The sequence below is a fragment of the Kitasatospora sp. NPDC114501 genome, from assembly GCF_055633695.1.
The window spans coordinates 112594-135289 of record NZ_JBVKDS010000021.1 but is presented as its reverse complement, the minus strand read 5'-3'; the positions used below and the strand labels follow the sequence as shown (position 1 = coordinate 135289).

Below are 22696 nucleotides of genomic sequence, written 5' to 3'. Positions count from 1 at the left end.
CGGCTTTGGGGATACAGCTCGAACTCCGCGCGCCGCGGCAAGATCCCAAGCGGCCCCCACTTCGTTGTTCGAAGTGGGGACGCGCGAGCGTGCGCCGGGGCGCTGGCCAGCCACTAGCGGCGCTGCCCGCGGTACGGACGCTGGCGGCCGGCGGCTAGCTGCCCGCGCGACGGTTGCGCGGTTCCAGCCCGGCTTGCTTGGCGTACCGGGTGACGAGGGCGGGGGCCAGTCCCGAGGTCTCTGAGATGCGGTAGACCGGCACGGCCCGGTCGGGGTACGCGGCGAGAACGCCCTCGAGGCGCATCGCGCGCATCTTGGTGGCGGTGTCGTCGACCGCCGCGAGCGGCTCACGCAACTGGTCGAGGAGGTCCATCGGCTCGAGGCCAGCTTCCTCGACGGCCGCCAGCGCGGCTTGGAGCTCCTGGGCGGCGGCGGCGAGTCGCTCGCCAGGGCTCGCCGCGGTACGACGGGTCTTGCTGCGCTTCGGCGGCGCGGCTGGCTCCTTGCCGCTCATCGGTGCTCTCCTTCGTCCTGCGGTCCGGCCCAGGCCGGGGTCGTCTATGTGTACCAGGGGGCGGCGGGGGCTGGCGAACAGCGCGGCGTGCCTGCGCCCTGCGAGGCAGGGCGCAGGCACGGGTTCTACAGCAGGGCGCCGATCGCCTCGACGGTCAGCTCGACCAGCAGTCGGGCGCTCTCGCCGGGCGGCTGGTGCACGCGCTGGGTGAGTTGCCCGACCACGATCACCCTGTCGTTCGCCTGCAAGGTTTCGGCGACCCTGTGTGCCAGGTCCCGCCAGACGACGCAGCGCACGGTCAGCTGTCTGGCCTGCGGGTCACGTGGCCGACCTGGCTCGGCGAGCTGCGGGCGCTGTAGCAGGGTGAACTTCGCCCGGGCGAGCGTGCCCGGCGCCTCGTAGAACTCCGGGTTGCGCAGCAGGCTGCCGATCAAGGTGGCGTGGTTGGAGACGTTCACCAGGCACCGCCCCGGCGTGCGGCGTCCAGCTCGCGGGGGTCGGTGGCGGCTGCGGCGTCCAGGCAGCGGGCGATGCGCTGGAAGTGGCGGGCGGTCTCCATCGGGTGGTCCCTGTGCTGCGGCCATCGAGGCAGGTCCGAGAGGGGGAGGGCAAGGCGGTGGGCCTCCTGGCGCAGGCTGCCGACCCAGTCCGGCACGTCGCGGGGCAGCGCGCCGAACCGGCGGCACATCCGCGCGAGGAGCAGGTAGTCGCTATCCCCGCACCACGACCACAGCTCGGGGCTGGGGGTGTTCTTGAGGAACCACTGGAGTTCGCAGGCGAGCCGGTCGCGGCTGCGCACATCCGGGTCGCGGCGGTCGAGGCAGCCGTCGTACCAGGGCAGGTGGGCGAGACCGGGCCCGATCATCTGGGTGGGGTCGAAGCGGACGCGCCCGATCGAGCCGTCGATGGCGTAGTAGGAGACGCCGTCCTCGCGCAGGAGGGCGATGCTCACTGGGGTGACGGCCTGGCCGTCGTCCGGGTAGGTGGTGCTGGTGAAGACGCGCATGGGTCCTCTCATCGGGTTGCAGCAGGGTGGTCGGCGGGCGGTGGAGCGGGCGTGCCGAGTTCGAGTGCCTGCATGCGCCGCTCGAGGCGGTCGGCGCAGCGTTCGTAGGCATCGGTGATGGCGTGGTTGCGGTCGGCGGCAAGGTCGTCCAGGGCGACGCGGATACGCCAGGCGAGGATGTCGCGCGGGGAGCTGTAGCGGGAGCGCTTGGCGGTGTGGTCGTCGCGGCGCACGCGTTCGGACAGGATCATCCAGCGGCCCGTGAACGCGTAGTAGTGGATCCACACCGTCCACGGGCTGATGCCGGGCTCGGCGTAGGCGAAACGGACGTCGCGGCGGCCGGGAAGCCGCGTCCAGTCGCCGTCCTGGGCGTCGCGGTGAAGCGGGTCGCCGTCGGGGGCGAGGACGGTGAAGCTGCCCGGGCGTACGTGTTGGAGGCCGGTGCCGTCGTAGGCGACGAGGACGATGCACGGCTCGAGTTCGCTGTAGGGGCCGCCGGGGTGGCCGGCGCAGTCTTCGTTGTCGGTGAGCGTGAAGGTGCGGCCGTGAAGCTCGGTCTTGCTGCCGTGGTAGATGACCTTGATCGGTTCCATGGTTGCTTCCTGGTCCGGTGGCGGTCGGAAGGCCGGCTGCGGGGCCCGGCGGCAGGTACGACCTGCCGCCGGGCCACTCGGGCTAGCCGCGGTCCGGGGAGAAGGGGTTGAGCGGCTGCCCGTTCTCGTCCGTCGGCGGGGTCCAGTCCATGAGGTCCTTCGGGTGCACGTGGCTCAGCACCAGTTCGTCGCCGTCGAGCAGGTCGTACAGGTGCTGCTGCGCGCCGGTCTCGTCGGTGTACGTGTCGCAGGTGCTCGTGCCTCGGCGGGTGGTGAGCATCCGGTGGTGCAGGTGCTCCGCGTCTCCGAGGTACTCCACGGTCGTCCCGTCGGTCAGGGGCGGGTGGATCCCGTTGCTGAAAGCCATCGGTCTCTCCTGGGTCGGGCCGGGGGTTCGCGGTCCCCGGCTGGCAGTACCAGCCTCCATCAGAAATAGACCTGGATCAATAAACCAGACTTAAGTGGATCTACCTGCCCCCTGCAGCACGGTGGGCCCGCCCCGACCGGGCGGGCCCACCGCCGAGCCACTACTGGAAGGCGCCGACGTACTCCGCGACCGCCCGGGCCAGCCGAACGGTGCGAAGGGGGTCCAGCCCCTCAACGTCGGCGGCATTGGAGGCGGTGATCCGCCCGTTGCCCCCCCCCCCCCCGCTGGCAGGACGCCATGCTCGGAGAACAGGAAGACGTTACTGTCGAGTTCACCGCCCGTCCGGCCGACGATGCGGATGCGCACCCCCTCCCACTCGTCGGAGAACCGGCTCGGCTCGAGGGAAGCGATGACGATCACCGACCCCCTTCGCTACACCTGGCGCCGGCCGGAGATGGTGCCCCCACCCCCCATCGACCGAAGGCCCCTCAGGACCGCTCCATGGTTGACGACCGTCATCGCAACTCCTCTACGCGGAGCTGGGTTTCGCACTCCCAGCTGGCATGACCAGCCTCCAACCAAAGAAGACTTAGGTCAACTTTAAATCCCTGAGTTCGATTTTACGTTGCGCTGCGACTCCCGACCGTCGGGCAGGTGGGGCGCCATGGCTCGCTCGACCAGGCCGTGGACCGTGCGCAGCGCCTCGTTCCAGCCGCGTCCCCACTCGTCACTCCCCCGCTGTGGCCCGAGTTCGGCGATGGAGGTGAGCGCGGCGAGCATGGCGGGCACAGGCAGCAAGACAACGCGGGTCGCACCGCCGTGGCCGTGGATCGACTCGATGTCGGAGGCGCGGTCCCAGGCGACGGTCGATCCCCGCTCGCCGCGCCAGCGTGTGGCCCCCGTGGAGCCGGCGGCCGCCGAGAAGATACAGCCCTCCGCGACCACGCCCGTGCCGGAGACGCCGGAGACGTCGATGTCGCGCTGCAGCACGTACGGGGTGGGCGGCTCGGGCTGGAACTGGGCGAACAGTGCCGCCAGCCGCGCCGCGAGGCCGCTCATGCCGCACCGCGAATCGAGGTGTGGGTGCCCTTCGGGTCCTTGCGGATCGCGATGCCGTCCTGCGGCACGCCACGGCGGCCGTCGGCGAAGTCGCGGAAACGCGCGTGGGGACGGAAACGGGGGACTCGACGCGCCGGCACCTGCACCACGGTGCCGGTCTTCGGGTTCCGGGCGGTCCGGCTCCCGATCTCGACGGCCTGGAAGGTGCCGAAGCCGGTGACGGACACCTGCTCGCCGTCGACAACGGCCCGCACGATGGCGTCGAGGATCGCCTCGACGGCGCGGGCGGCGGGTCGCCGACCCCCGAGCGTGGGCGCGATGCGGTCGATCAGGACGCGCTTGTTGACGGTCACGGTTACTCCTGCGGTGGATTCGGTGGTGGTTCCGGGCCGGGCAACGGTCTGTGGTCACGTCGCCCGGCCCGGCGTTCGCGGGGCTCCTACGCCGGGCGCGGCACAGGAGCCGGAGACGGGCCTGGGGAGGACTGCGGCGGGCCCGCGCTGGGCTTGGCCGGGGCGGCCGGGATGGCGCAGCCGGGGTCGGCGGGCTGGGTGGTGGTGACGGTCGCAGCCGGGGCGGGGCCCTCGGCACTGCGGGCCATGGAGGCGCCGCTGATGCTTCCGAGCACCAGTCCGGCAAGGAGGGAGCCGACGAGCAATGCGGTGCCGCGCATGGCGGTTTCCTTTCGAGGGGCGGCCTGACCGGCCCCGCCGGGGCGGGGCCGGTCAGGCGCGGGGTCAGCGACTGGGGGTCGGCCGGGCGGGGGTGACCGGCGCGCTGGTCGGGGTGGCGGTCACCGTCGGAACGGGCCCCGGAGTCGGGCCGACTTCCCCGGTCGGGGACGCGGGCGGGACGCACATGCCCGGGCCACCGGTCGGGGACGGCGCCGCCACGACGGTCGGGGCCGTCTGCACATGGGTCACGGTGACCGTCACGGTCGGGACGGGAGCCGAGGTCGGGCCGTTCTGCTCGCCGTTCTGCACCGGCGGGACCGGCGGGACCGGGGCCGGGCTCAGGCCGGAGACGGCCGGAGCGGAGGCGTCCGGGGCGCCCACGAGGGCCACGGCCGAGGCCGGGGTCAGCGTCGGCTGGGCAGGGGGCGTCGGGGCCTCGGTGCCCAACTGCACCGGAGCTGCCGTCAGGCTCGGCACGACCGGGGTCTGGGCGGGCTGGGCACCGGGCGCCGGGGCGGCCGCCGGGCGGCTCATCACCAGCGTGCCGGTGATGAACCCGGCTCCGGCCAGACCCAGGGCCGCAAGGGTCCGCAGGTCGAGGCGCAGGGTCACCGTTCGGCGGGGGCGGCGGGCTCCGCCCTCGGCGGGGGTGTCGGCGGGGGCGTCCGCCGGGGTGGCTTCGGTCATCGGGCTATCTCCTTCGTCGGGCCGGGGGTTCGCGGTCCCCGGCTGGCAGGACCAGCCTCGCACAAAAGAGACCCAAGTCAAATAAGATCACCGTGGTAACTTTTGGTTCGGGGCAGGCACGCAAAGCGCCCGCCCCGAACCCGAGTTGTGCGCTACCGGGCACGCAGCCCGTGAGCCGTCTGATAGGCGTACAGCCACGTCAACGGCCCGGCCAGGCCGTCCGCCGGCCCGAGGTCGCCGATGTAGTGCTCCTGGAGGGCCGCGACCTTCTGGAGGTCCAGCTGCTCCATGTCCTCACTGGGCCCGACCCGGTAAGGCGGCCCCCAGTCGCCCGCCTGGAGCCACGTCTGCAGCTGCTTGGCGTAGGGGCTGTGCGCGCCCAGCACGAAGTGCTCGCGCCCCGGGAACGTCGGGGCCGGGATCTGGAGCTGCTGCTGAACTGTGATCTGATCCGGGTTGGCGATGCCGTTGATCGCCACCAGCTGCGCCACGCTGGTCTCGAACCGGCCCGCGATCGCGCTCAGAGTGTCGCCCGGCTGCACGCTGTAGACGCCGGCGCTGTCGCCCGACGGCTCGGGCGCGGGCGTCCCGCCGCCACCTCCGCCCCCGGGCCGAGGGGCGCCGCGCTGCACCCAGGAGTACAGCTGGTCCCCCGGACACGACGTCGCGTAGCCGTCGCAGTGTCCGCGGATCTCGCCGCCGGCGCCGCCCTGCGCCCGGCAGTACTCGATGGCGTCCACCAGGCCGTCGAGCATCGCGTCGGTCGGCGAGGTGATTCCCGAGGTGCCCAGCACGGCACAGACCGCGTAGTGCGCGCCGTTCAGTGCCGGGTTGCCGTTCGCCCCGTTCCTGTGGCCGAGACCGCGCCCCTCGAACACGTACCCGTGCGGGCACACCATGAACGAGTAGGCGATGTCGATCCAGTCCTCGTTCGGATCGTTGATGTGGGAGCGCTGGATCTCGCGCACGTGGCCGGCGCACCGGCCGTGGTCGCCCAGCAGAGCGCCCGGGACCGCCGAGCCCTCATAGTGGATCTTGACGCCCCTGGTAGAGCTGATCCGGGTGTAGGAGCCGGTGGGCGCGGCGGCGCCCCACTCCGAGCGGGAGACGAGCTTCATCGACTCGCCTCCCGCCCACGGTCGGCCCGGGTAGTGGTCGGCACGGGTTCCTCCCTGGTCGGGTGGTTGGTGTGCCGGGACGCTAGGCCGGACCCATCGTTAAGGTCGCGCCGTCAGTTCGAGCTCTGCTCGGTCAACACCCCGTCGGTGTAGACGAATCGGCGCTCTCGCTGCCGCCCAACGACGACGAACAGCGGGGCTACGCCGCCTCCCTCGGCCGGTATGGCCCCCGTGAGGTAGCTGGACGCGATGATCATCACCCATCCCTCGGGCCGCTCCAGCGTGAATCCGACCGCCACGGTCACACCGTCCGGGACCCGCCACTCGCTCGCCCGGCGGGCGCGGGGCCGCGCGATGTACGGGCAGAGCGTGAGCGCGGCTTCCGCGCAGGCCTCGTGCATCGGCGGGTCGGAGTAGTGGCCGCTCTTCGCCGACGCCGGGCCCCCGAGGAACGCAGCCGGGCCCTCCAGCGGTCGCCCGCACAGCGAGCACCGGTAGAGCCAGGCCAGCTCCATGGCCTTCTCGCCGTTGATGACGATGAAGTCCGGGCTGCCATCAGGGCGCTCGTTGACGACAGGGACAGGCAGGCCTCGCCGCGGGTCGCGCGGTCGCTCCGCGAGGCCGGGCGGCAGGTCAGGCAGGGCAGGGTTGGGCATCGTGTCCTCCAGGGCCCCGTTCGCGGCGGGGCGACAGGTGCGCCGGGCCCGGACCGGTTCCGGGACCGCGGATGGCCCCGGAACCGCGCACCCCCACAGGGAGCAGGAGAGGGGCCCTTAGATCGGGCTTCTCCACCCTCCCCACCGCCGCCGACGCGGACAACACCCTTACCTCACAGGCCGAATGATGCCTTCGGGTGCTTCCCCATCCGCATTGAGCAGGTCCTCCGACACCCAGTACGGCTCGATCAGCCGCGAGTCCGACAGCGTCTTGCCCGGGCCGTACCAGACGGTCCTCAGATGTCCGGCCCGCAGGTGGGTGTACTGCCTCCAGCCCCCCGCCATGCCGTTGCCACCAGCCTTCTGGGCGCTGCGTCGCAACTCCTCGGCTCGCGCCCGCGCCGCCTTGAGACGCGGTCCGAGCCGCCAGCCCAGACGCAGGAAGCTGTCCGGCTTGTTCCACCGCCGCTGCTTGCCGGGTTTGGCGCTCTTGCCTCGCGACACCGGCGGAACGACGATGTCCGCCTTCGACGAGCACAGGTAGACAGCGACCTGCAACGCCCGCGTCGCCAGCGCCTGCTCTGCCGCCGTCGGTTCACTCCGACCGGCCTTTCGCGCGAGCCTCGACGCCAGGTCCTTGGCAGTAACCCTGTCGCCTGCCCTGGCAGGGATCGACAGGTGACAGAACTCCAGCACCGGAGTGACCCCACCGGGCGGGGGAGGCAATGGAGTGCCGTCCTCGGCCAGCGGCTCGCAGATCACGGTCATGGCGACCTCATCCATGCGGTCGTCGCTGGTGAGGCACAACAACTTGTCCGGGCCGGTACGGCCACAGAAGAAGATCGCCAACAGTCGCCCTGGGCCGGTTCCGCCAACGCTGACCTGTATCGCAGGCGGCTCGGCGAAGACGACCATGATGTTCGGGATCCGGCCCAGGTGGCGGAACAGCTCGCCCGGCAGTGTGCCGAGACGGTACGTCGCCAGCTCCTCGGCCATGTTGGGGTGCATCGCAGCGACGTTCTTGCCCCGCGCCCACAGCCGCCACAGCGCGGCCAGGGTGGTCGACTGCCGCACCTCGTACAGGCTCAGCACCTCCTGCGGAACGGCGCTCAGCACGATGCCGCCGTTGATCGCGTAGTCCGGCAGCTGGCCGAGACCAACGCTGTTGAGCATGCGGTTGGCCGCCGCAAGCTCTGCGACGACCCGCTCGGCCACCACTGCCGTCGCGCGACCGAGCTCAACGTCCTTGCTCGCCATGTAGGTACCCCTGTCCCCTCTGGGCCCCTTCGACCCAACTGCACCCACACTCGCCAAGGGCCAGAAAGGGGACAATGCCCGTACCTCACAAGGGAGTTGGCAGGCCATGACCGCTCCGGACACCTCGGCCAATCGGTGCCGAATCTGGCCGGTTCATCAGGACGTCGGGCCGCCGCATCAGCCCTCCGGGCCGTCCACCAGCTCCGCGTCGACCACCGCGTCCTCCTCCAGCTCCGCCGCGAAGTCCTCCCGGATCTTGGCCAGCCGCGCCGCCAGCCGCTCGACTCCGGCCCCCTGGTCCACCGAGGCCGCCGACAGCTCACCGCCCGCCGGCGCCAGCTCGATCCGGGCCTGCGCCGCCCGGCCGAACGTCTCCGGCGCCAGGCACGCGAGGAGGAACTGGGCCGCCCTCCAGTCCGGCTGCGCGAAATCCCGCTCAACCTGCACGACCCGCTCGCCAGTCTCCGGGTCGCGCACCGTCCGGGTGCGCTCCCGCACCACATGGCCGCCCGTCGCCGCCTTCCGCACGAGCAGCACCAGCTGCGCCTTACCCTCGCTACGCGCGCGCATGAACCTGTCGCGGAACTCGCAGAACGGCTGCTCGCCCGCCCGGACCCGCAGGCCCCCTGCCTCCCGCCGCTGCTGCTCCTGCTCCCCGCGCTCCAGCCACCGGTACACGGTGCTCGGATGAATACCGGCCATCGGCGCCGCGTCGCTCACCGGCACACCCGCCCGCACAGCGTCCAACAAGCGCTTCTCGACCTCTGGATCGAGCGCTGGACGGCGACCGCGGCGGCTGTTCACATGGCTGACGGTACGCGGAGGCCCAGGTCAACGGCTTCCCCAGAGCGCCAGGGCATGGAGACCAGCTAGCAATTAGCCCGAGTTTCGCATGACTAATACTCTCAAGTTTTGAACCCGGCGGAGACTTCTAATTCCGGGAAATGTGAGACCGGTGAGACAATTAAACCACGACTTTCCTTCCGGGACGGCCCGGACCACACTCCACGGGATCTGCATAGAGCCTTTGCGCACCCCTTCCGGGGTGCGCGTCCATTAGCTCTTTCGGGTCAATCCGACACTCGGAGAGGAAGCACCCCACCGGCCGTAGCCGCGCCGCAGAGGAAGGCTCGAAGCCCTCGGGTCCCGTAATAACGGGCCCGGATCTAAGCCGAGAGAGGGGCTCTGACATGGGACGCTGTCGACCTGAGGCTGGAGATCACGGGCCCTATTTTCGATGACCTAAATCTATGAACCCGCCACCTGAGGACGATTCGTACTAACATTTCAAGAGTTTGGCAAGGCGCCAGCCAAGTCCTAGGATCGCTGCGCAGATGCGGACCCCCTCTAACCTGGGAGACCCGCTCATTCCTCTTTTCCGCACGCGTTTAACAGGAATGGAACGATACCCATGATGGCTCAGCCCAAGGGATCCTTGCCTCCGCCGTCCATGGCGGATCGGCCGGTGACCTGGCGGGACCTCGCGGTCTGTGGCCACGGCGCTCTGACCACCGCGAGCCTGCACAACCAGGTCGGGTGGCCGACGGCCACCTCAGCGCTCACCGGACTCACCGGCCCGTTCGTATGGTCGCTGCTCCGCCGCCGTTAGCAAGGCAGCGGCCAGACTCCGGCTGTGGCAGCCTGCCGACGCCGCCGAGCCCCTACTCACCTGGGTAGGTCGACGTCGAGCCTGGGGTGGGCACTCCGTAGATTCACGGGGTACCCACCTCAGGCGTCTGCGCTACTCCCAGCCGAGGTTGTAGGCGATCTCGTCGTACGCCGTGCCGGTCGCGCCGCTGAGGACGGCGGGCAGTACGGCCGCCCGGATCGTCAGCCCGGAGTCCTCGTTGACGAGGTCGCCGAACTGGGGGGTGCCGATCGTCGTCTGGCGGGGGCCGTCCTCGGTCTCCCAGACCGTGACGACGGGGGCGTTCGCGGGCAGGGCCGCGAGGAGGCTGTAGAGGTTCGACACCGTCATGGCGTGTTCGTCGTCCGCGCCCACCTGCGGCAGCGCGATCACGGGCACGCGGCGGCCGGACTCGTCGCGCACCGGCGCCTTCACCGGCCATCCGAGCGGGGTGCGGCCGGAGCCCTCCGGCCCGGGGCAGTCGGCGATGACCAGCAGGTCATCGGGCATCACTCCCAGGAACGCTCGGAGGTCGCCGACCCGCAGTGCGGTGGCGGGCAGGTCGAGCGGAAGCCTGAGCATCATCGTCGTCTCCTTGAGGTGGGCGGCCGGGATTCGCGGTCCCGGCCTGGCCCTGCCATCCTCCCGTCGAACGGCCCGGTTGGGCACAACTCCCCTGCTACGTCAGGTTGGTGGAGGAACAAGGGCGAGCACCTCGGCGCGGCGTGCCAGGTCGGCGTGCAGCGCCCCCGTCAGGTGGCTTGTCACCATCGCGGCGCCGTGCGCGCGGGCGCCGCGTGCGGTCATGCAGGCGTGCTGGGAGCGGATCAGGCAGGCCGCGCCCTGGATGTCGAGGTGCGCGCCGAGGGCGTCCACAACCTGCTGACCCAGCCGTTCCTGGATCTGCGGCCGGGCCGCGAACTCCTGAACGAGGCGGGCGAGCTTGGACAGGCCCACGATGCGGGCGCCAGGAGTCGGCAAGTAGGCGACGGTCGCCCGGCCGTGGAAGGGCAGCACGTGGTGCTCGCAGAGCGCGTCGAAGGGCACGTCGACGGCGGCGATCAGCCCTGCCCGTTCTCCCTCCGGCGGGAAGGTGACGGCCAGGTGCCGGGCCGGGTTGAGGCGAACGCCGGCGGTCAGCTCGGCGAGGGCCTTGGCCATGCGCCGGGGAGTGGCCGAGGTGGCCTCGGTGTCGCAGGGGATCCCGAGGGCGGCGAGTAGGCCGGCGGCGTGCTCGGCCGCGCCGTCCAGGTCGGCGGTGTGAGCGGGAGTGGTCATCGGTTGCGTTCTCCAGGCCACAGCAGCACGTGCTGCCGCATCGTCAGGTTCCAGTCGCGCGCGATCACGTCGTCGGCCAGGGCGCGGGCGACGTCGAGGGTGCGCTCGGTGGTGGTCCCCTCGGGCATCACCCAGGTCGCGTGCGGGGGGATGCGGAAGCGATCGACCAGGCCGCCGATCTCCTCGAGGTCGTCCGGGGCTGCGGCGACGAATTTGAAGCGGGCGCGGCTGCGGTGGGCGAGGTCGGCGAAGACCTGCAGGGCGTCCGGCTTGATTCGCCGCTCCTCCGGCATGCCGGAGTTCGCCAGCTTCGGGCTGACGTTGAAGGCCAGCCTCGGCACGCCGAGACTGACGGGCTTCGGCTCCAGGGTGCCGTTCGTCTCGATCTCCACGCGGCGGGTGGTGTACCGCAGCACGGCCATCAGCGAACGCCAGGCGTCGGTGCGCTGGTGCAGCAGCGGTTCGCCGCCGGTGATGACGACGATCGCGTGCGGGTGCGCGGCAGCCCACTCCGCGAGTTCGACCACTGGGACGCGGCGGATCTCCTGGCGCAGGTCGTACCGCTTGCCGTCCCAGGAGTATGGGGTGTCGCACCATGTGCAGCTGAGGTTGCAGCCGCCCAGGCGCAGGAACAGGGCCCGCTGGCCGGCCGTCGGCCCTTCTCCCTGGATGGTGGGCCCAAACTTCTCAACGACCGGCAGGCCGGCGTCCGGGACGACGAGGGCGCTCACGGGGCTGCCGTCCAGGAGGCGGCGTTGACGGCGGTCTCGGACACGCCGACGTGGGAAACGTATGCGCCTGCGGCGCGGGGCAGGGTGTGCAGGGCCTGCGTAGCGACGCGGGCCAACAGGTCGGCGACGGCCTCCACGCTCGGCCAGCCGAGGTCGGCGGCGTGCTGCTCCTGCTCGGTCGGGTCCTCGGCACCGAAGCGGTACAGCTTGCTGCCCTGCCCAGCCAGGACCGGGGCCAGCGGGTCGTTGGCACCGAGCATGGTGCCGTGGTCGAGGAAGGTGTCGATCCACTCTCGCAGGGCTCGCTTGAACGTGCCGAACTCCACGACGGTGCCGGCCGCCAGTACCGGAGCGGTCACAGTGACCTCGACCAGCCAGGAGTGCCCGTGCAGGTTCTCGCACTTCCCGGCGAGGTGCGGCAGCCGGTGCGCTGTCTCGAAGTTGTGGCGGACGGTGATCGCGTGGCTCACTGCTGCTCCCCCGTGTCCGCCAGGTGCACGACCGCGCCGGCCTCGCCGTCCTCGGACACCGCGACCATCGCCACTCGCAGGTCGACGCTGCTCAGGTGCTCGGCGAGGGTGCGTGCCAGGGTCTCGCACGAGGCCGGGCCACACTCTCGGGCTCCCGGGCCCCACCAGCCGCGGATCAGGTCGCCCAGGTCGTGGAACTCGATGTCGCGGTCGTCATGGGCGACGGCGACCGCGACCGTGATGTGGAACGAGTGGCGGTGCCGAGCCCGCAGGTAGGAGCGGTGGGCAGGCGCGGCGGGCCAGTGATGGAACCCCGGCAGCTCGACTTTGGCCCAGACAGTGGCAGTTGGCTTCACGAGGATCGTGCCTCCGTTTCGGTGAGTGGCGGGTAGGACGGCTGGCCGAGCAGCTCGTCGCGGGTGGTGCGGGCGAGCCGCCACACGCTCGTGGTGGCGTCGACGGTCTGCGCGCACATCAGGCAGCAGGCGGTGCGGCCGCGGGTGGGGTGAGCGGGCTGGTCGAGGTCGTAAGCGAAGCCCCGGCCGAGTTCGCCGACCCGGCGGAGCAGCGCGGAGTCGATGCGGACCTTTGGCCAGCGCAGAGGTCCGATCCAGGTGGACGAGTCGCAGGAGTCCGGGGGAACGGCCAGGCACCACTCGTTGACCGTCAGGCCGAGGACATGCACCCACAGGTCCGGATACTGCCGGTGCCGTTCCCACAGGGTGTGCAGCAGCCGCAGCCGGACAGGCGCCGGGGCCTGAACGACGTTGCCGAAACAGATCCGGTCGTACTGCTGCGCGAGCTCGTCGAAGTAGTCCCAGCCGTCCACGAGCGGGTGGTAGACGGGGATCGGCGAGAGGCCTTCGCCCTCGAGGCGGGCGCGGGTGCGGATTTTGTTGTCCCGGCCGCCCTGGTCCAGCTCGATGTAGCCCCACAGCCGGTCACCGTGGCGCTGCACCAGTTCGACGTACCTGGCGTACAGGTCATCGAAGCCGTCGATCTGCTCCGGGGCGAGTGCCAGGGCCTCGTCCATGGAGACGCCGTGGGCTCGCTTGTACTGGTTGGTCAGCCAGAAGATCCCCGAGTCGAGCAGGACGCGGTGCCCGGCGTCCAGCAGAGCGACGAGCCGGCGTTCGTGGCTGGCGGTCAGCAGGTCGTTCGTGGCAAGCAGCGCGTAGTGCGGGTAGTGCTCGGAGTCCCCGGCCGCGAAGTACAGGTGCCGGTCGGCCGGGTCGAACGCGCCGCCGCCGGTGCGCTTCACCGCGGCTTCCTGGTGGATCGGGCTCATCGCTGCGCCCCTTCCAGCACCGTGCCGCCGGGGGCACCGGTCAGCTCCTCAATGCGATGGGCGGCGTGTCTCCAGCAGGTGCCCAGCGCCGTCGCGGCGTCCGCGCACAGCCGAGCGGCAGCCTGGTAGGAGGCGCTCTCCCCGGGGGCGTAGCGGAAGCCTGCGGGCAGGTTGCCGACGCGGCGCAGCATCGCGGTCTCGATCCGTTGGTGGTTCCAGCGCAGCGGCGCCAGCCAGGACGAGGAGTCGCAGGAGTCCGGGGCCAGCGGCAGGCACCACTCGTTGGCGGTCAGGCCGAGCGCGTGGATCCACAGGTGCGGGTACCTCTGGCGGCGCTCCCAGATCGTGTGCAGCAGCCGAAGCCGCACCGGAGCCGAAGCCTGGACGATGTTGCCCACGCAGATCCGGTCATACCGCTCGGCTAGCTCGTCGAAGTAGTCCCAGCCGTCCACCAGCGGGTGGTACACCGGGATCGGCGACAGGCCGACGTCGTGAAGGGCCGCGCGCTGCGCGCGCTTGTGCTCCAGGCCGCCTTGGTCCAGCTCGATGTAGCCCCACAGCCAGTCGCCGTACGTGCGGGCCAGGTGGATGTACCGCTCCCGCAGTTCCTCGAACCCGTCGATCTGCTCAGGGGCGAGCGCCAGGGCCTCGTCCATGGAGACGCCGTGGGCCCTGCTGTGCCGGTTGGTGAGCCAGAAGATGCCGCTGTCCAGCAGCACCCGGCATCCGGCATCCAGCAGGTCACGCAGACGCTTCTCCTCGGCATGGCCCATCAGCTCGTTGACGGCCGTCAGCACATGCGGGCCTGCATTGAACTCCCCGCCGCCTGCGGTGAAGTAGAGGGGTCTCTCGTCGCGGTCGAAGGTGCCACCGCCGGTCGGCATGACCGCCGTCACGACTCGTCCAGGAGCGTGGGCGCCTCGCCGCTGATGCGCTCCCACTTGTCTAGGAGGTGACCGGCCAGGTAGCGCTCGGGCTGCACCATCACCAAGCGCCGGCCGACGGCCCGGTCCGCGTACGGGGCGAGCGGGGTGGGGTAGGGCAGGAAGAGGCTGCCCTCGATGAGCAGCGGGGTCCACTGCGGCCAGCCGTCGAAGACCTCGGCGACGACGAGGCGGTGGTCGCCGAGCTCCCACACCTGCCCGGTCTCGACCTGGTGCTCGGGCTCGCCGACGGTGACACCGGCCAGGGCCAGAAGGTCGCCGCGGGTGGGCTGCTCGGGCTCGGCGGCGACGTCGTCGTCCGTGTCGCCCGCCAGGCCGCCCACGGCGACGTCCTCGAGCATGGCGTCGATCTGGGCATGGTCGAAACCAGTGGCGGCGAACAGCACCGGGTCCACCTGCTCCAGGCCGGACAGCATCGCGGCCAGACCCTCGCCATCCCAGCCACCGACGGTGGTCAAGTGGTTGGAGGCGATCAGATAGGCCTCGGCGTGAGCATCGTCGCGCGATGCCCAGCCGCGTACGACGGGAACGGTCCATGTGCCGTCGGCGGTGACGACGACGCCTTCCGGGGCGGCCTTGCCCGCGTCGCGGCGCCGCGCCAGGGTTTCGTAGCGGCCGTGGCCGGCCACCAGGCGCCCGGTGCGCTCGTCCAGCAGACCGGGCTCGGTGAAGTCGAACTGCTCGACGGAGCGATCCAGCCCGTCGTCGTCGTGGCCCTTCGGGTTACGAGCGGCGGGCCGGATCTCGTCCAGCGGCGTGTAGTCGATGTAGCGGGGGGCTGCCATGAGCGGGGAATCTAGGCGGCTGCCCGGGTTAGGTCGCGTCGACAACTTCCGGTATTGGGCCCGGGGTTCAGTCTCCGGTCGGTCGGGCAAGCGAACGATGCAGGTACCGGGCACGTATCGGGCCGAGTGGGCCGAACGGATCTCCGTACTCGGCGACCATCTGCTCGTAGATCGGTGCGCCGAGGCCTTCGGCGGGCTGCACCGGCACGAGGTGTGCGGCGGGTCGGAGAGCGGGCGGCCGCTCGGTGAACCAGGGCGAGCGAGGCACAACGGGCGCGGGGTCGTACGGGCTGGTCACGGTGTTCCTCTCAACGGGCTTGCGATGCGCGGACGTTAGGTCAGCCGACAGACAACGGGGCCGTTTCGACGTCCGGGGTGGGACTGGCCAGGCGTAGGCACGGAGCTCCTGGCCAGGGGAAGCGATGCGCGCCGCGTTTGGCGTCCTTACCGGCTTCCGCGTACCGGCGGGGCTCCGCGCTTGGCGGCGCGCACCCGGCGGACCTGGGTGCTGCCGGGCGTGCGGGACCGCTTGGTCGGGTAGTCGAGGTCCTGCAGTGCTGGCCGCTCGTTCGGCGGGAGGTCCCAGAACGCCTCGAGCTGCCTGACGCGTCCTTGATGGTCGGGCTCAGGGTCCTTGAGCCGCCCGGCGGTGCGCACGTACTCGTACTCGCCGTAGGTGTCGGGCGGGACCCCGGCGAGCAGCGCCTTGGCGACGTTCTGCGCCTTCTCGGCGGCGGACTTCGCGGCACGGTGTCGGTCGTACTCGCCCAGGGCCCATTCGATGTCGGCCTTGTCGGTGACGAGGGTGTACGACTCGGGCGAGCGGCCGGAGGCCTCGGCTTCAAGCATGTTCCAGCAGTGGGTGCGGGCCGGGCAGTACCGTCGGCAGATCACATCGGTGCTCGGCCCGGACCGGTCCCGGGGCAGGGCAGTGCCCAGGTCGAGGGCCGTGGCGATGGCGGTCAACCGGCCGAGGGCCCGCCGGGCGGCCTGCTCGTCGAACGGGCGGGTGAACTCCTCGTCCTCACCGCTCTTGCGCTCGAAGTAGACGATCCGCACCTCCACCACGTGCTGGCCCTCCAGGTGGAGCGCCAGCGCGTAGAGCTGGCCCTGCTCCCACTCGGTCTCCGGTGGGCCGTTCTCCCCGACCAGCGACCATTTCCAGTCCCCGGCGGTCTTGTAGTCGTACAGCACGCCGGTCACGGGGTCGTACTCGTCGTAGCGGCTTGGCCGGTCCAGGCCGGGCAGGGTGACGGTCTGCTCGTACAGGCGCCAGGGGTACAGGGCGCGCCGGCGGCGCGACACCGAGTCGTGGATCAGGGTTCCGGCCCGGGCCGCGCGCCGGTCCACAGGGGCCGGGACGTAGCCGGGCGGGGGGTTTTCCCGGTACCAGATCGCGCGGCGGCAGGAGCTGGTGTCGGAGGCACCGATCGACCACTGGCCGGGCTGTTTGGGGCGGCGGGAGCGTCGGCGGCGGCCGGTGCGCTCGGACGCCGCGAGGTCGTCGCCGAGCCGGGCGTGGCCCGCTGCCTGGGCCCGTTCGAGGAGCACGTCGGCCGGGTCGCGGCGGTACCGGGCGCAGTTGGTGGAGGGGTGGCCGCCGGAACGCTTCTGTCCGCGGTGTGCGTGACGGGGCGCGCCGCAGCGGCATGGCAGGGGGCTGGGCCCGATGAGACGGGCGCGGGCGAGCTGGCGAGCTTGCTCGATGAGAGGCTGCATGTGGTGTCCGTGTGGGGCAGGCCGCAGGGCCGCCCCGCCGTGGCGCGGCCCTGCGGAGGAAGTGGGCAGGCGGAGCCGGTTAGCCCTCCCGGGCGTCCTCTCTGCTCCACACGGTGGTATCGGGGTTGAGCCGGACCAGGAGGCCGCCGGCATCGACGTGCTCGGCCGCCTCGGGGTGGGACCCCAGCGCGGACACGACGTAGGGGCGCAGCTCACCGAGCAGGACGGCAAGCTGCCCGCCGGTTGCCTCCTCGAGGCCAGTCCCCGTCGCCTTCCGCCACCGGGAGGTGATCTTGGCGACGGTGCTGCCCATCGCGGAGGCGTAGGCGCGCAGTTCCTCACGCAGCTCGTCGGCGGTGGGGGCTTCGGCCGCCGGTTCCTCCCGGGTGTCGCCCGGCTCCCTCTCGGGTGCGCCCTGCTCGGCGGCTCCGTCGGCCGTCTCGGCGGCGGAGGTGCTGATCACCGTGCCGGAGATGACGGAACCGGGCTGTTCCTGGGATCGGGCCTCGCGTCGGCGCGCTGTTGCTGCCTCGCGCTCCAGTTCGCGCTGAGCGGCGTCGGCCTGTTCCATCTCGGTGTGCTCGTAGATGTTCACCAGCTCGCGGGGGAAGGCGATGCGCCAGGCCTGGGCTTCGGCCACCTTGCCGATCATGTGGGCGCCCATGGTCGGCCACAGGCCGGTCAGGACGCGCCGTCCCGTTCGGACCCCTCGGCCTGTGCGCGGGTCGTCCTGCCACTCGTCCTTGCCGACGGCGAACTCGGAGAAGAGGGCGACGGCTTGGGTGACCGTCTCGTCTCCGGCGATGCTGCGGTGCTCGATGCGGCACATCGCGGCGGCGGGCGGGTGGTCGTGGAGCCACACGTCGACCCATCGGCGGCGGTTGATGCCGTCCTCGCCCGGTACCCACCATGTCGGGTCGTCTTCGGGTCCGGTCCAGAACGGGCCGACTCGCCGGATGAACCGGCCGGTGCGCTGCCCGATGTGCCGGAACCCGTCGATGCCGGTCTGCGCGGTGTAGTACAGCTCCTCTTGGCCCTGCACCCTACGCTTGCGCTGGATGTAGTAGATCTCGCGGCGGAACGGGTCCAGGCCGGTCGACTTGCAGATGTGGAAGAACGCAACGAGGTCGTGCGTCGGGGCTTGGGCGAGGCCGATGGTGGCGAGGGCCGCTCGCTGCGCCTTCGTCCAGAACCGCTGCGCGCCGGTGATCTCCAGGACCTGGTCGGCCGTCTCGATGGCCATCTCCGCGCGGTTGTCCGTCAGCGGGGTGACCGGGTCGGTCGCAGGGGGTGCTTGCTGGGTGGGTGCTGTCACCTCAGGGTGCCTTCCTTGTCTCCGTGGCGGCACCGGGGTTCGCAGGCCCCGGCGTGGCTGCCTGCCTCCACCCTCCCGCCAGCCGGGCCTACGTGGGAACACCCCACCACGTGGCCAAGTCGGCTGGTGATACAGGAGATTAGGAAGTGTGGCCGCCGGGCCCGCGGGTTGCGAAGCCGCCCGGGTCCGCGCGCTCCCCTTGATAGGAGACAGCCCCGAGGGGCTTGTTGCCAGAGCACGCGGCCGGTCAGCCCGGCGGCCACATCATCACTCTAGGGTAGCGCTGGCCGCAGACACAGGGCCGGGGCCGAGGCGGGTGATTCAGTGCGGCCAGGTAGCGGCGATCGCGGCGCCGGCAGCGGCCAGGTAGCCGGTGGTGAACCGGTACCGGGCCAGTAGCCTGGCTCGGGGGGCTACTCGCGTGGTGGCCGTTCGTCCCTTGACAGCGCGGCTGGCAGCCCCGCAAGGGTCAAGCCGGTGATGACCACGCTCGGGTCGACCGGCGGGGTCCACGTCTCCCTCACGATCACGACCGCTCCGAGCAGGAACAGCATCAGGTCCCGGATCGTCTTCCAGCCGGTGATCTCGTTCCATCTGGTCCTCCGTCGGTGTCGTCGGCCAGCGGGAGGCTGCTGGTCGTCCGGGTCCCGGTTCACAGCAGGGGACGGTAGGGCGCGACGGCGTCTACGGTCGCGTCTAGGCGCTGGGTTGGAGTTCAGCGATGGCGGCTTCGAGTTCGGCGATCCGCCGGGCCTGGTCGGCCTCTCGAGCGGCGCGCACCGCGATCTCCTCGTGTGCGAGGGCGAGTTGCGCCTGCACCTGGCCCCAGGCCTCGGCCATCTGGGTGCGCAGCCGGGCGATGTACGGCTCGGCGTCCACAGTGATGGGCGCGACGTTGTGTTCCATGATCGGTTGCCCTTCGGGTTTCGGTTGCGGGGGACGGGCGGCCGCCTTCTGCAGGTGTTGGATGCCCATTCGGAGGAGGGCGGCTTCGGCGGGAGTGAGTCGGCGGCGGTCGGCGGTGCTGAGCAGGCGGTCGAGCTGTTCGGGAGTGGGGTGGTCGATCACGCCGTGTCGTCTCCGTCGCGCTGCTGCGCTTCGTCACGTCGGGGCACGGCTGTGTCCCACACGGACGTGGTGAAGGCCTCCGGGGCGGAGCGCGCGGTGGTGCTGCCGGAGGACGGCTGCGGCCGGGCGAGCTGCTGCCGGGCCTGTTCCACGAGTTCGACCTTGGCCGCTACGCCGTGGGACGTGATGCCGTGGTTGCGGCGGATCTCATCGAGGGGGTCCGGTGCGGGCCGCGCTGGCGCCCCGCGGAGCTTTCCCGGGGTGGGGCCGGCGGTGACGGCGACGCGGGTTCGCTTGATGTGGGCGATCCGTTCGAGGTGTGCCTGACGGGCGGTGGCCCGGTCGGGCGCGTTGTGCAAGGTGATGGGCACGGTGTCCCCCGCGGTGAGACCGTGCACCGCTTGGGTGGCGGGGGCGGTGAGGCCCTTCGCGGCGGCCGGGTCGGTGTCACGGTTCTCGAGCGGGTCCGGGACGAACGGCTCGTGGAGCAGTATGTCGAGTATCTGGTCGATGCCGGCCGGGGTGGTGTGGTCGATGTCGTACTCGGCGGCCCGCCACTCCAGCGAGGAGGCTGGGAAGCAGGTGATGTGGTGCTCTCCGTCGGGCCGTTGCTGGCGCACGGCCCAGCACTGCGTCGGTCCGACGTTGATTCGGGCCACGTCGAGTACCCGGTACTGCTCGGGCATGGTGATCTCCGTTCCTGTCAGATGCGGTAGCACCAGAAGCCGACGGAGCCGTCGGTACTGGCGGCGGCGAGGGTGGTGGTGAAGCCGGTGAGGCTGGATGCGGTGACCTGCCACGCTCGGATCGCCTGCCAGTCCCGCAGGGTGACGATCGGCACCATCGGCGACTTCATCGTCGGTCCGTAAACGAGCGACATGGCCGTCCAGTTGGTCATCCCCACCGTGCCGGTGAACAGGCCGCCTCCCGGATCGCTGTACCAGTAGTTTGGGAAGGTGCCGTTGTACTGCAGTGCTGAGCTTGCGAGCCACAGTTCGCTGTCGCTGCCGTCCTCGTTGCGTCGGCCGAACTGGGCGCCTGTCTGCGAGGCGATGACGTAGCCGTGGAGCGTGTCCTCGACGGTGTAAGCGAGTGCGGCGCCCTCGCCCGCGTTCATGCGGACGGTGCCGCCCCACGGCTTCTGGGTGTCGGTGCGGATGGTCTCCAGCGCGGAGCTGTACTCGGTCAGGTAGAGCCGGTAGGCCGTGCTCTGCCCGTTGTGCTGGAAGCTGCCGCTGTTCAGCCCGATGTATGCCGCGCCGTTGTTCCCGCCGACCGCGTTGATGAAGGCATAGTTGTTGCCGCTCGTGGGGAAGAAGCGGATCTCCGGCAAGCCGGCGGTCGGATTGATCTCGATGCGCTGCCCGGTGGTTCCGCTGGAGAGGCCGCCGATGATCTGCACGTCGCCTGTGGAGGCCGAGACGGCGACGGTCTTCACGCCGTTGGCGTTCCACGCCTCGATGCCGCCGGAGTTGATCTCGACTCGCGCGCCGGTGTCGGAGGTCTTGATGCGTGCGGAGACCGTGATGTCGGCGGTGAGCTTGCCGACGGTCAGCTTGCTGGCGGACACCGTGCCGATGTTCGCGTCCTCGATGGTGGCGAGGGCGATCTTCGCGCCGATGATCGTCGCGTCGGCGAGCTGGGCTGTGCCGACGATCTTGTCAGCGAGGTCGGAGCGGATGACGAGGGTTGGGGCAGCGGAGGTCTCACCGGACGGTTGGGAGGCGTTGCCCGCCCGGTCGCGGGCCACGAACTTGACGTAGTAGGTGGTGCCGTAGGACAGGCCGGTGATCGGGGAGGCCGCCGCTCCTGCGAGCCGATCGACGATCGTCGCCGCGCTGGGAGTAAATCCGGCTGCTGTGGACGCGTGCACCTCCAACTCGGCGAAGTCGGCGGGCATTTCCTCCCCCTGTGCCCCGCGCCCATCCCACACCGCCCGGAGTGCGCCGATCAGCGAGGTGACTACCGGCTTCGACGGCACGGGTGGCGGCGTCGTGTCGCTCGCGAGGAGCGTCTCCTCGGACAGCTGCCAGGCAGAGGAGTTCCCGGAGGCATCCACGGTGCGCACTCGGGCCTGAACGCGCTGCCCGGCCGGGAGCTGGTCGTAGTGGGCGATGGTGCCGTGGACGGTCTGCTCCGGAGACCACTGGGGGTCCTGTTCCGCGGTGCGTAGGCCGGGCAGCAGGTAGGAGACGAGGTACGCTCCGGCGTCGTCGTACGCGGTGCCGTCGGCGTTCTGTGTCACTGCGGGCCAGGAGACGGCCAGCGCGGCGTGCTGCTGCCCGTCCCGGTCCAGGTAGGCCCAGGAGCCGAGCAGCACCGCGTCCGGCTGTTTCGGGGCGATGGTGTCGTTGCGGTCGCCAAGCGGCGGCAGCGGCGTGCGGGACGCGGTCGCGGAGCCGTTGGTGAGGGCGTCCAGCTGCCGCTGCACCTGGATGCGCTGCTCCACGAAGACGTCGTTGAGCTCGAGGCTGCTACTGGGCTGGCCGGAGTCGTCGTACGTGGTGGCGATGGTGCGCACCCGCAGGGGCTCCAGCTCTGTCGGGCTGGTGCGCCGCTGGTCGTAGCGGATGTAGTCCCCGGGCCGGTAGTCGATGCCGGGTCGGTGCTGGGTGGCGGTCGGGTCGAGTTCGATGGTGAAGCCCTCGGCAGCGGCCACCATGCCGCCGAGGGTGACACGGGCGAGTTCGGCCAGGGTGGCGGCATCGGTGATGCCCCCGCGGCCGTCGAAGGCCTCACGGCGGCCGTAGCGGGCCGCGGCGGTGGAGTCCACGACCTCGGCCAGGTTGCCGGCGTCGCCGGCAGCGAGCAGGTGGGAGCGCACCAAGCGGCGGGAGCGCTGCCGGGGGCCCTTCAGCACGTCCCGGCCCAGGTACAGGACGATGCCGGGGTGGTCGGTGGCACACACGGTTTCGGGCACGTAGGCGCGCAGGCGGTAGCCCTCCATCCGCACGTCGGCCCACCCCGCGCCGGTGATCGAGGCAACGGTCTTAAGCAGGTCACCGCCGGCGTCGTACTGGACGGTGTACGTCGTGGGCCAGGAGCGGCCGGCGCTGTCGGCGGCGGAGGTGAAGTCCCAGCTGATCTCGGGCAGGGCGCCGCGGGCCTGGGCGCGCTGGAGCAGGGTGGCGAGGACGGCCCCGGGGGTGGCGTTGACGAACGGGAAGTGCGCGTCCAGCCCCTGCACGGCCTGGCCCGGCGTGTGGCCGACCGGGTAGATCACGGCGCGCTCCAGCAGGGCAAGGGCGCCCCGGCAGCCGACCTGGACCGGCCGAGCCGCACCCACGTCGTCGGCCGGGTCGTCGCCGTCGTCCTCCAGCAGGTACCGCTCGGGCTGCTCGACGCCGTCGATGACGAGGGAGATCCGCGGGTCGTCCCCGGACAGCAGGCCGGCGCCCGGGGCGTTGCGCGGGTAGGTGAAGGTCAGCGCGCCGGGGCCGTTGTGCTCGGCCTGCGTCTTGAGGTCGGCGGGGTAGGGCAGCAGCCCGAGCAGGCTGCCGCTCGGGCTGGAGACGCGCAGGTGGACGGCCACGGTGGTTC

General features: G+C 71.2%; 26 protein-coding genes. All 26 read right to left on the bottom strand.

The features are described from left to right. Positions 1–154: 154 nt before the first annotated feature. A complete protein-coding gene (locus ACZ7RU_RS33065; protein ID WP_470344665.1) occupies positions 155–514 on the bottom strand; it encodes a hypothetical protein in 360 nt (119 codons plus the stop codon). A 125-nt stretch (positions 515–639) separates the two neighbouring features. Further along, on the bottom strand, positions 640–972 hold the full coding sequence (locus ACZ7RU_RS33060; protein ID WP_470344664.1) for a single-stranded DNA-binding protein: 333 nt from the start codon (positions 970–972) through the stop codon (positions 640–642). Next, positions 969–1520, bottom strand: coding sequence for a hypothetical protein (locus ACZ7RU_RS33055; RefSeq protein WP_470344663.1), 552 nt, complete (start codon positions 1518–1520; stop codon positions 969–971). Before ACZ7RU_RS33055 ends, ACZ7RU_RS33060 begins: the two co-directional genes overlap by 4 nt. An 8-nt stretch (positions 1521–1528) precedes the next feature. Beyond that, on the bottom strand, positions 1529–2113 hold the full coding sequence (locus ACZ7RU_RS33050) for a hypothetical protein (protein WP_470344662.1): 585 nt from the start codon (positions 2111–2113) through the stop codon (positions 1529–1531). An 82-nt stretch (positions 2114–2195) separates the two neighbouring features. Then, a complete protein-coding gene (locus ACZ7RU_RS33045; protein ID WP_470344661.1) occupies positions 2196–2480 on the bottom strand; it encodes a hypothetical protein in 285 nt (94 codons plus the stop codon). A gap of 600 nt (positions 2481–3080) precedes the next feature. Next, positions 3081–3539 (bottom strand): hypothetical protein, encoded by a 459-nt coding sequence (locus ACZ7RU_RS33040; RefSeq protein WP_470344660.1) that lies wholly within the window; start codon positions 3537–3539, stop codon positions 3081–3083. Continuing rightward, the gene (locus ACZ7RU_RS33035) at positions 3536–3892 is read right to left on the bottom strand and encodes an HU family DNA-binding protein (RefSeq protein ID WP_470344659.1); all 357 of its coding nucleotides are present in this window, start codon (positions 3890–3892) and stop codon (positions 3536–3538) included. Before ACZ7RU_RS33035 ends, ACZ7RU_RS33040 begins: the two co-directional genes overlap by 4 nt. Positions 3893–3978: 86 nt before the next feature. Then, the gene (locus ACZ7RU_RS33030) at positions 3979–4212 is read right to left on the bottom strand and encodes a hypothetical protein (protein WP_470344658.1); all 234 of its coding nucleotides are present in this window, start codon (positions 4210–4212) and stop codon (positions 3979–3981) included. 64 nt (positions 4213–4276) lie between these two features. Further along, positions 4277–4900 (bottom strand): hypothetical protein, encoded by a 624-nt coding sequence (locus ACZ7RU_RS33025; RefSeq protein WP_470344657.1) that lies wholly within the window; start codon positions 4898–4900, stop codon positions 4277–4279. 152 nt (positions 4901–5052) lie between these two features. After that, a complete protein-coding gene (locus ACZ7RU_RS33020; protein WP_470344656.1) occupies positions 5053–6018 on the bottom strand; it encodes a LysM peptidoglycan-binding domain-containing protein in 966 nt (321 codons plus the stop codon). A 113-nt stretch (positions 6019–6131) separates the two neighbouring features. Beyond that, positions 6132–6674, bottom strand: coding sequence for a hypothetical protein (locus ACZ7RU_RS33015; protein WP_470344655.1), 543 nt, complete (start codon positions 6672–6674; stop codon positions 6132–6134). Between the two features lie 168 nt (positions 6675–6842). After that, a complete protein-coding gene (locus ACZ7RU_RS33010) occupies positions 6843–7931 on the bottom strand; it encodes an AcrVA2 family anti-CRISPR protein (RefSeq protein WP_470344654.1) in 1089 nt (362 codons plus the stop codon). 177 nt (positions 7932–8108) lie between these two features. Beyond that, complete coding sequence (locus ACZ7RU_RS33005; RefSeq protein WP_470344653.1) at positions 8109–8678, bottom strand: hypothetical protein; 570 nt, start codon at positions 8676–8678, stop codon at positions 8109–8111. Positions 8679–9672: 994 nt separating this feature from the next. Beyond that, complete coding sequence (locus ACZ7RU_RS33000; RefSeq protein ID WP_470344652.1) at positions 9673–10143, bottom strand: hypothetical protein; 471 nt, start codon at positions 10141–10143, stop codon at positions 9673–9675. A 99-nt stretch (positions 10144–10242) separates the two neighbouring features. Continuing rightward, positions 10243–10836, bottom strand: a complete 594-nt coding sequence (gene folE / locus ACZ7RU_RS32995; protein ID WP_470344651.1) for a GTP cyclohydrolase I — start codon at positions 10834–10836, stop codon at positions 10243–10245. Next, entirely contained in the window at positions 10833–11567 is a 735-nt protein-coding gene (locus ACZ7RU_RS32990) for a 7-carboxy-7-deazaguanine synthase QueE (protein WP_470344650.1), read from the bottom strand. The genes folE and ACZ7RU_RS32990 overlap by 4 nt, the downstream gene beginning before the upstream one ends. Beyond that, the gene (locus tag ACZ7RU_RS32985) at positions 11564–12037 is read right to left on the bottom strand and encodes a 6-pyruvoyl trahydropterin synthase family protein (RefSeq protein WP_470344649.1); all 474 of its coding nucleotides are present in this window, start codon (positions 12035–12037) and stop codon (positions 11564–11566) included. Before ACZ7RU_RS32985 ends, ACZ7RU_RS32990 begins: the two co-directional genes overlap by 4 nt. Continuing rightward, the gene (locus ACZ7RU_RS32980) at positions 12034–12393 is read right to left on the bottom strand and encodes a hypothetical protein (protein ID WP_470344648.1); all 360 of its coding nucleotides are present in this window, start codon (positions 12391–12393) and stop codon (positions 12034–12036) included. The genes ACZ7RU_RS32985 and ACZ7RU_RS32980 overlap by 4 nt, the downstream gene beginning before the upstream one ends. Beyond that, positions 12390–13325 (bottom strand): hypothetical protein, encoded by a 936-nt coding sequence (locus tag ACZ7RU_RS32975; RefSeq protein ID WP_470344647.1) that lies wholly within the window; start codon positions 13323–13325, stop codon positions 12390–12392. The genes ACZ7RU_RS32980 and ACZ7RU_RS32975 overlap by 4 nt, the downstream gene beginning before the upstream one ends. Further along, positions 13322–14221 carry a hypothetical protein gene (locus ACZ7RU_RS32970; RefSeq protein WP_470344646.1) on the bottom strand — a complete coding sequence of 300 codons (900 nt, stop codon included), beginning with the start codon at positions 14219–14221 and terminating at the stop codon, positions 13322–13324. Before ACZ7RU_RS32970 ends, ACZ7RU_RS32975 begins: the two co-directional genes overlap by 4 nt. Continuing rightward, a complete protein-coding gene (locus ACZ7RU_RS32965) occupies positions 14218–15054 on the bottom strand; it encodes a ParB N-terminal domain-containing protein (RefSeq protein ID WP_470344645.1) in 837 nt (278 codons plus the stop codon). The genes ACZ7RU_RS32970 and ACZ7RU_RS32965 overlap by 4 nt, the downstream gene beginning before the upstream one ends. Before the next feature lie 444 nt (positions 15055–15498). Further along, positions 15499–16773, bottom strand: a complete 1275-nt coding sequence (locus ACZ7RU_RS32960) for a hypothetical protein (protein ID WP_470344644.1) — start codon at positions 16771–16773, stop codon at positions 15499–15501. Positions 16774–16852: 79 nt separating this feature from the next. After that, entirely contained in the window at positions 16853–18088 is a 1236-nt protein-coding gene (locus tag ACZ7RU_RS32955) for a recombinase RecT (protein WP_470344643.1), read from the bottom strand. A 696-nt stretch (positions 18089–18784) separates the two neighbouring features. After that, entirely contained in the window at positions 18785–19156 is a 372-nt protein-coding gene (locus ACZ7RU_RS32950) for a hypothetical protein (RefSeq protein WP_470344642.1), read from the bottom strand. Further along, a complete protein-coding gene (locus ACZ7RU_RS32945; RefSeq protein ID WP_470344641.1) occupies positions 19153–19842 on the bottom strand; it encodes a hypothetical protein in 690 nt (229 codons plus the stop codon). The genes ACZ7RU_RS32950 and ACZ7RU_RS32945 overlap by 4 nt, the downstream gene beginning before the upstream one ends. A 17-nt stretch (positions 19843–19859) precedes the next feature. Beyond that, positions 19860–22688: a hypothetical protein gene (locus ACZ7RU_RS32940; protein ID WP_470344640.1), complete on the bottom strand. Its 2829-nt coding sequence runs from the start codon at positions 22686–22688 to the stop codon at positions 19860–19862. Positions 22689–22696: the final 8 nt, after the last annotated feature.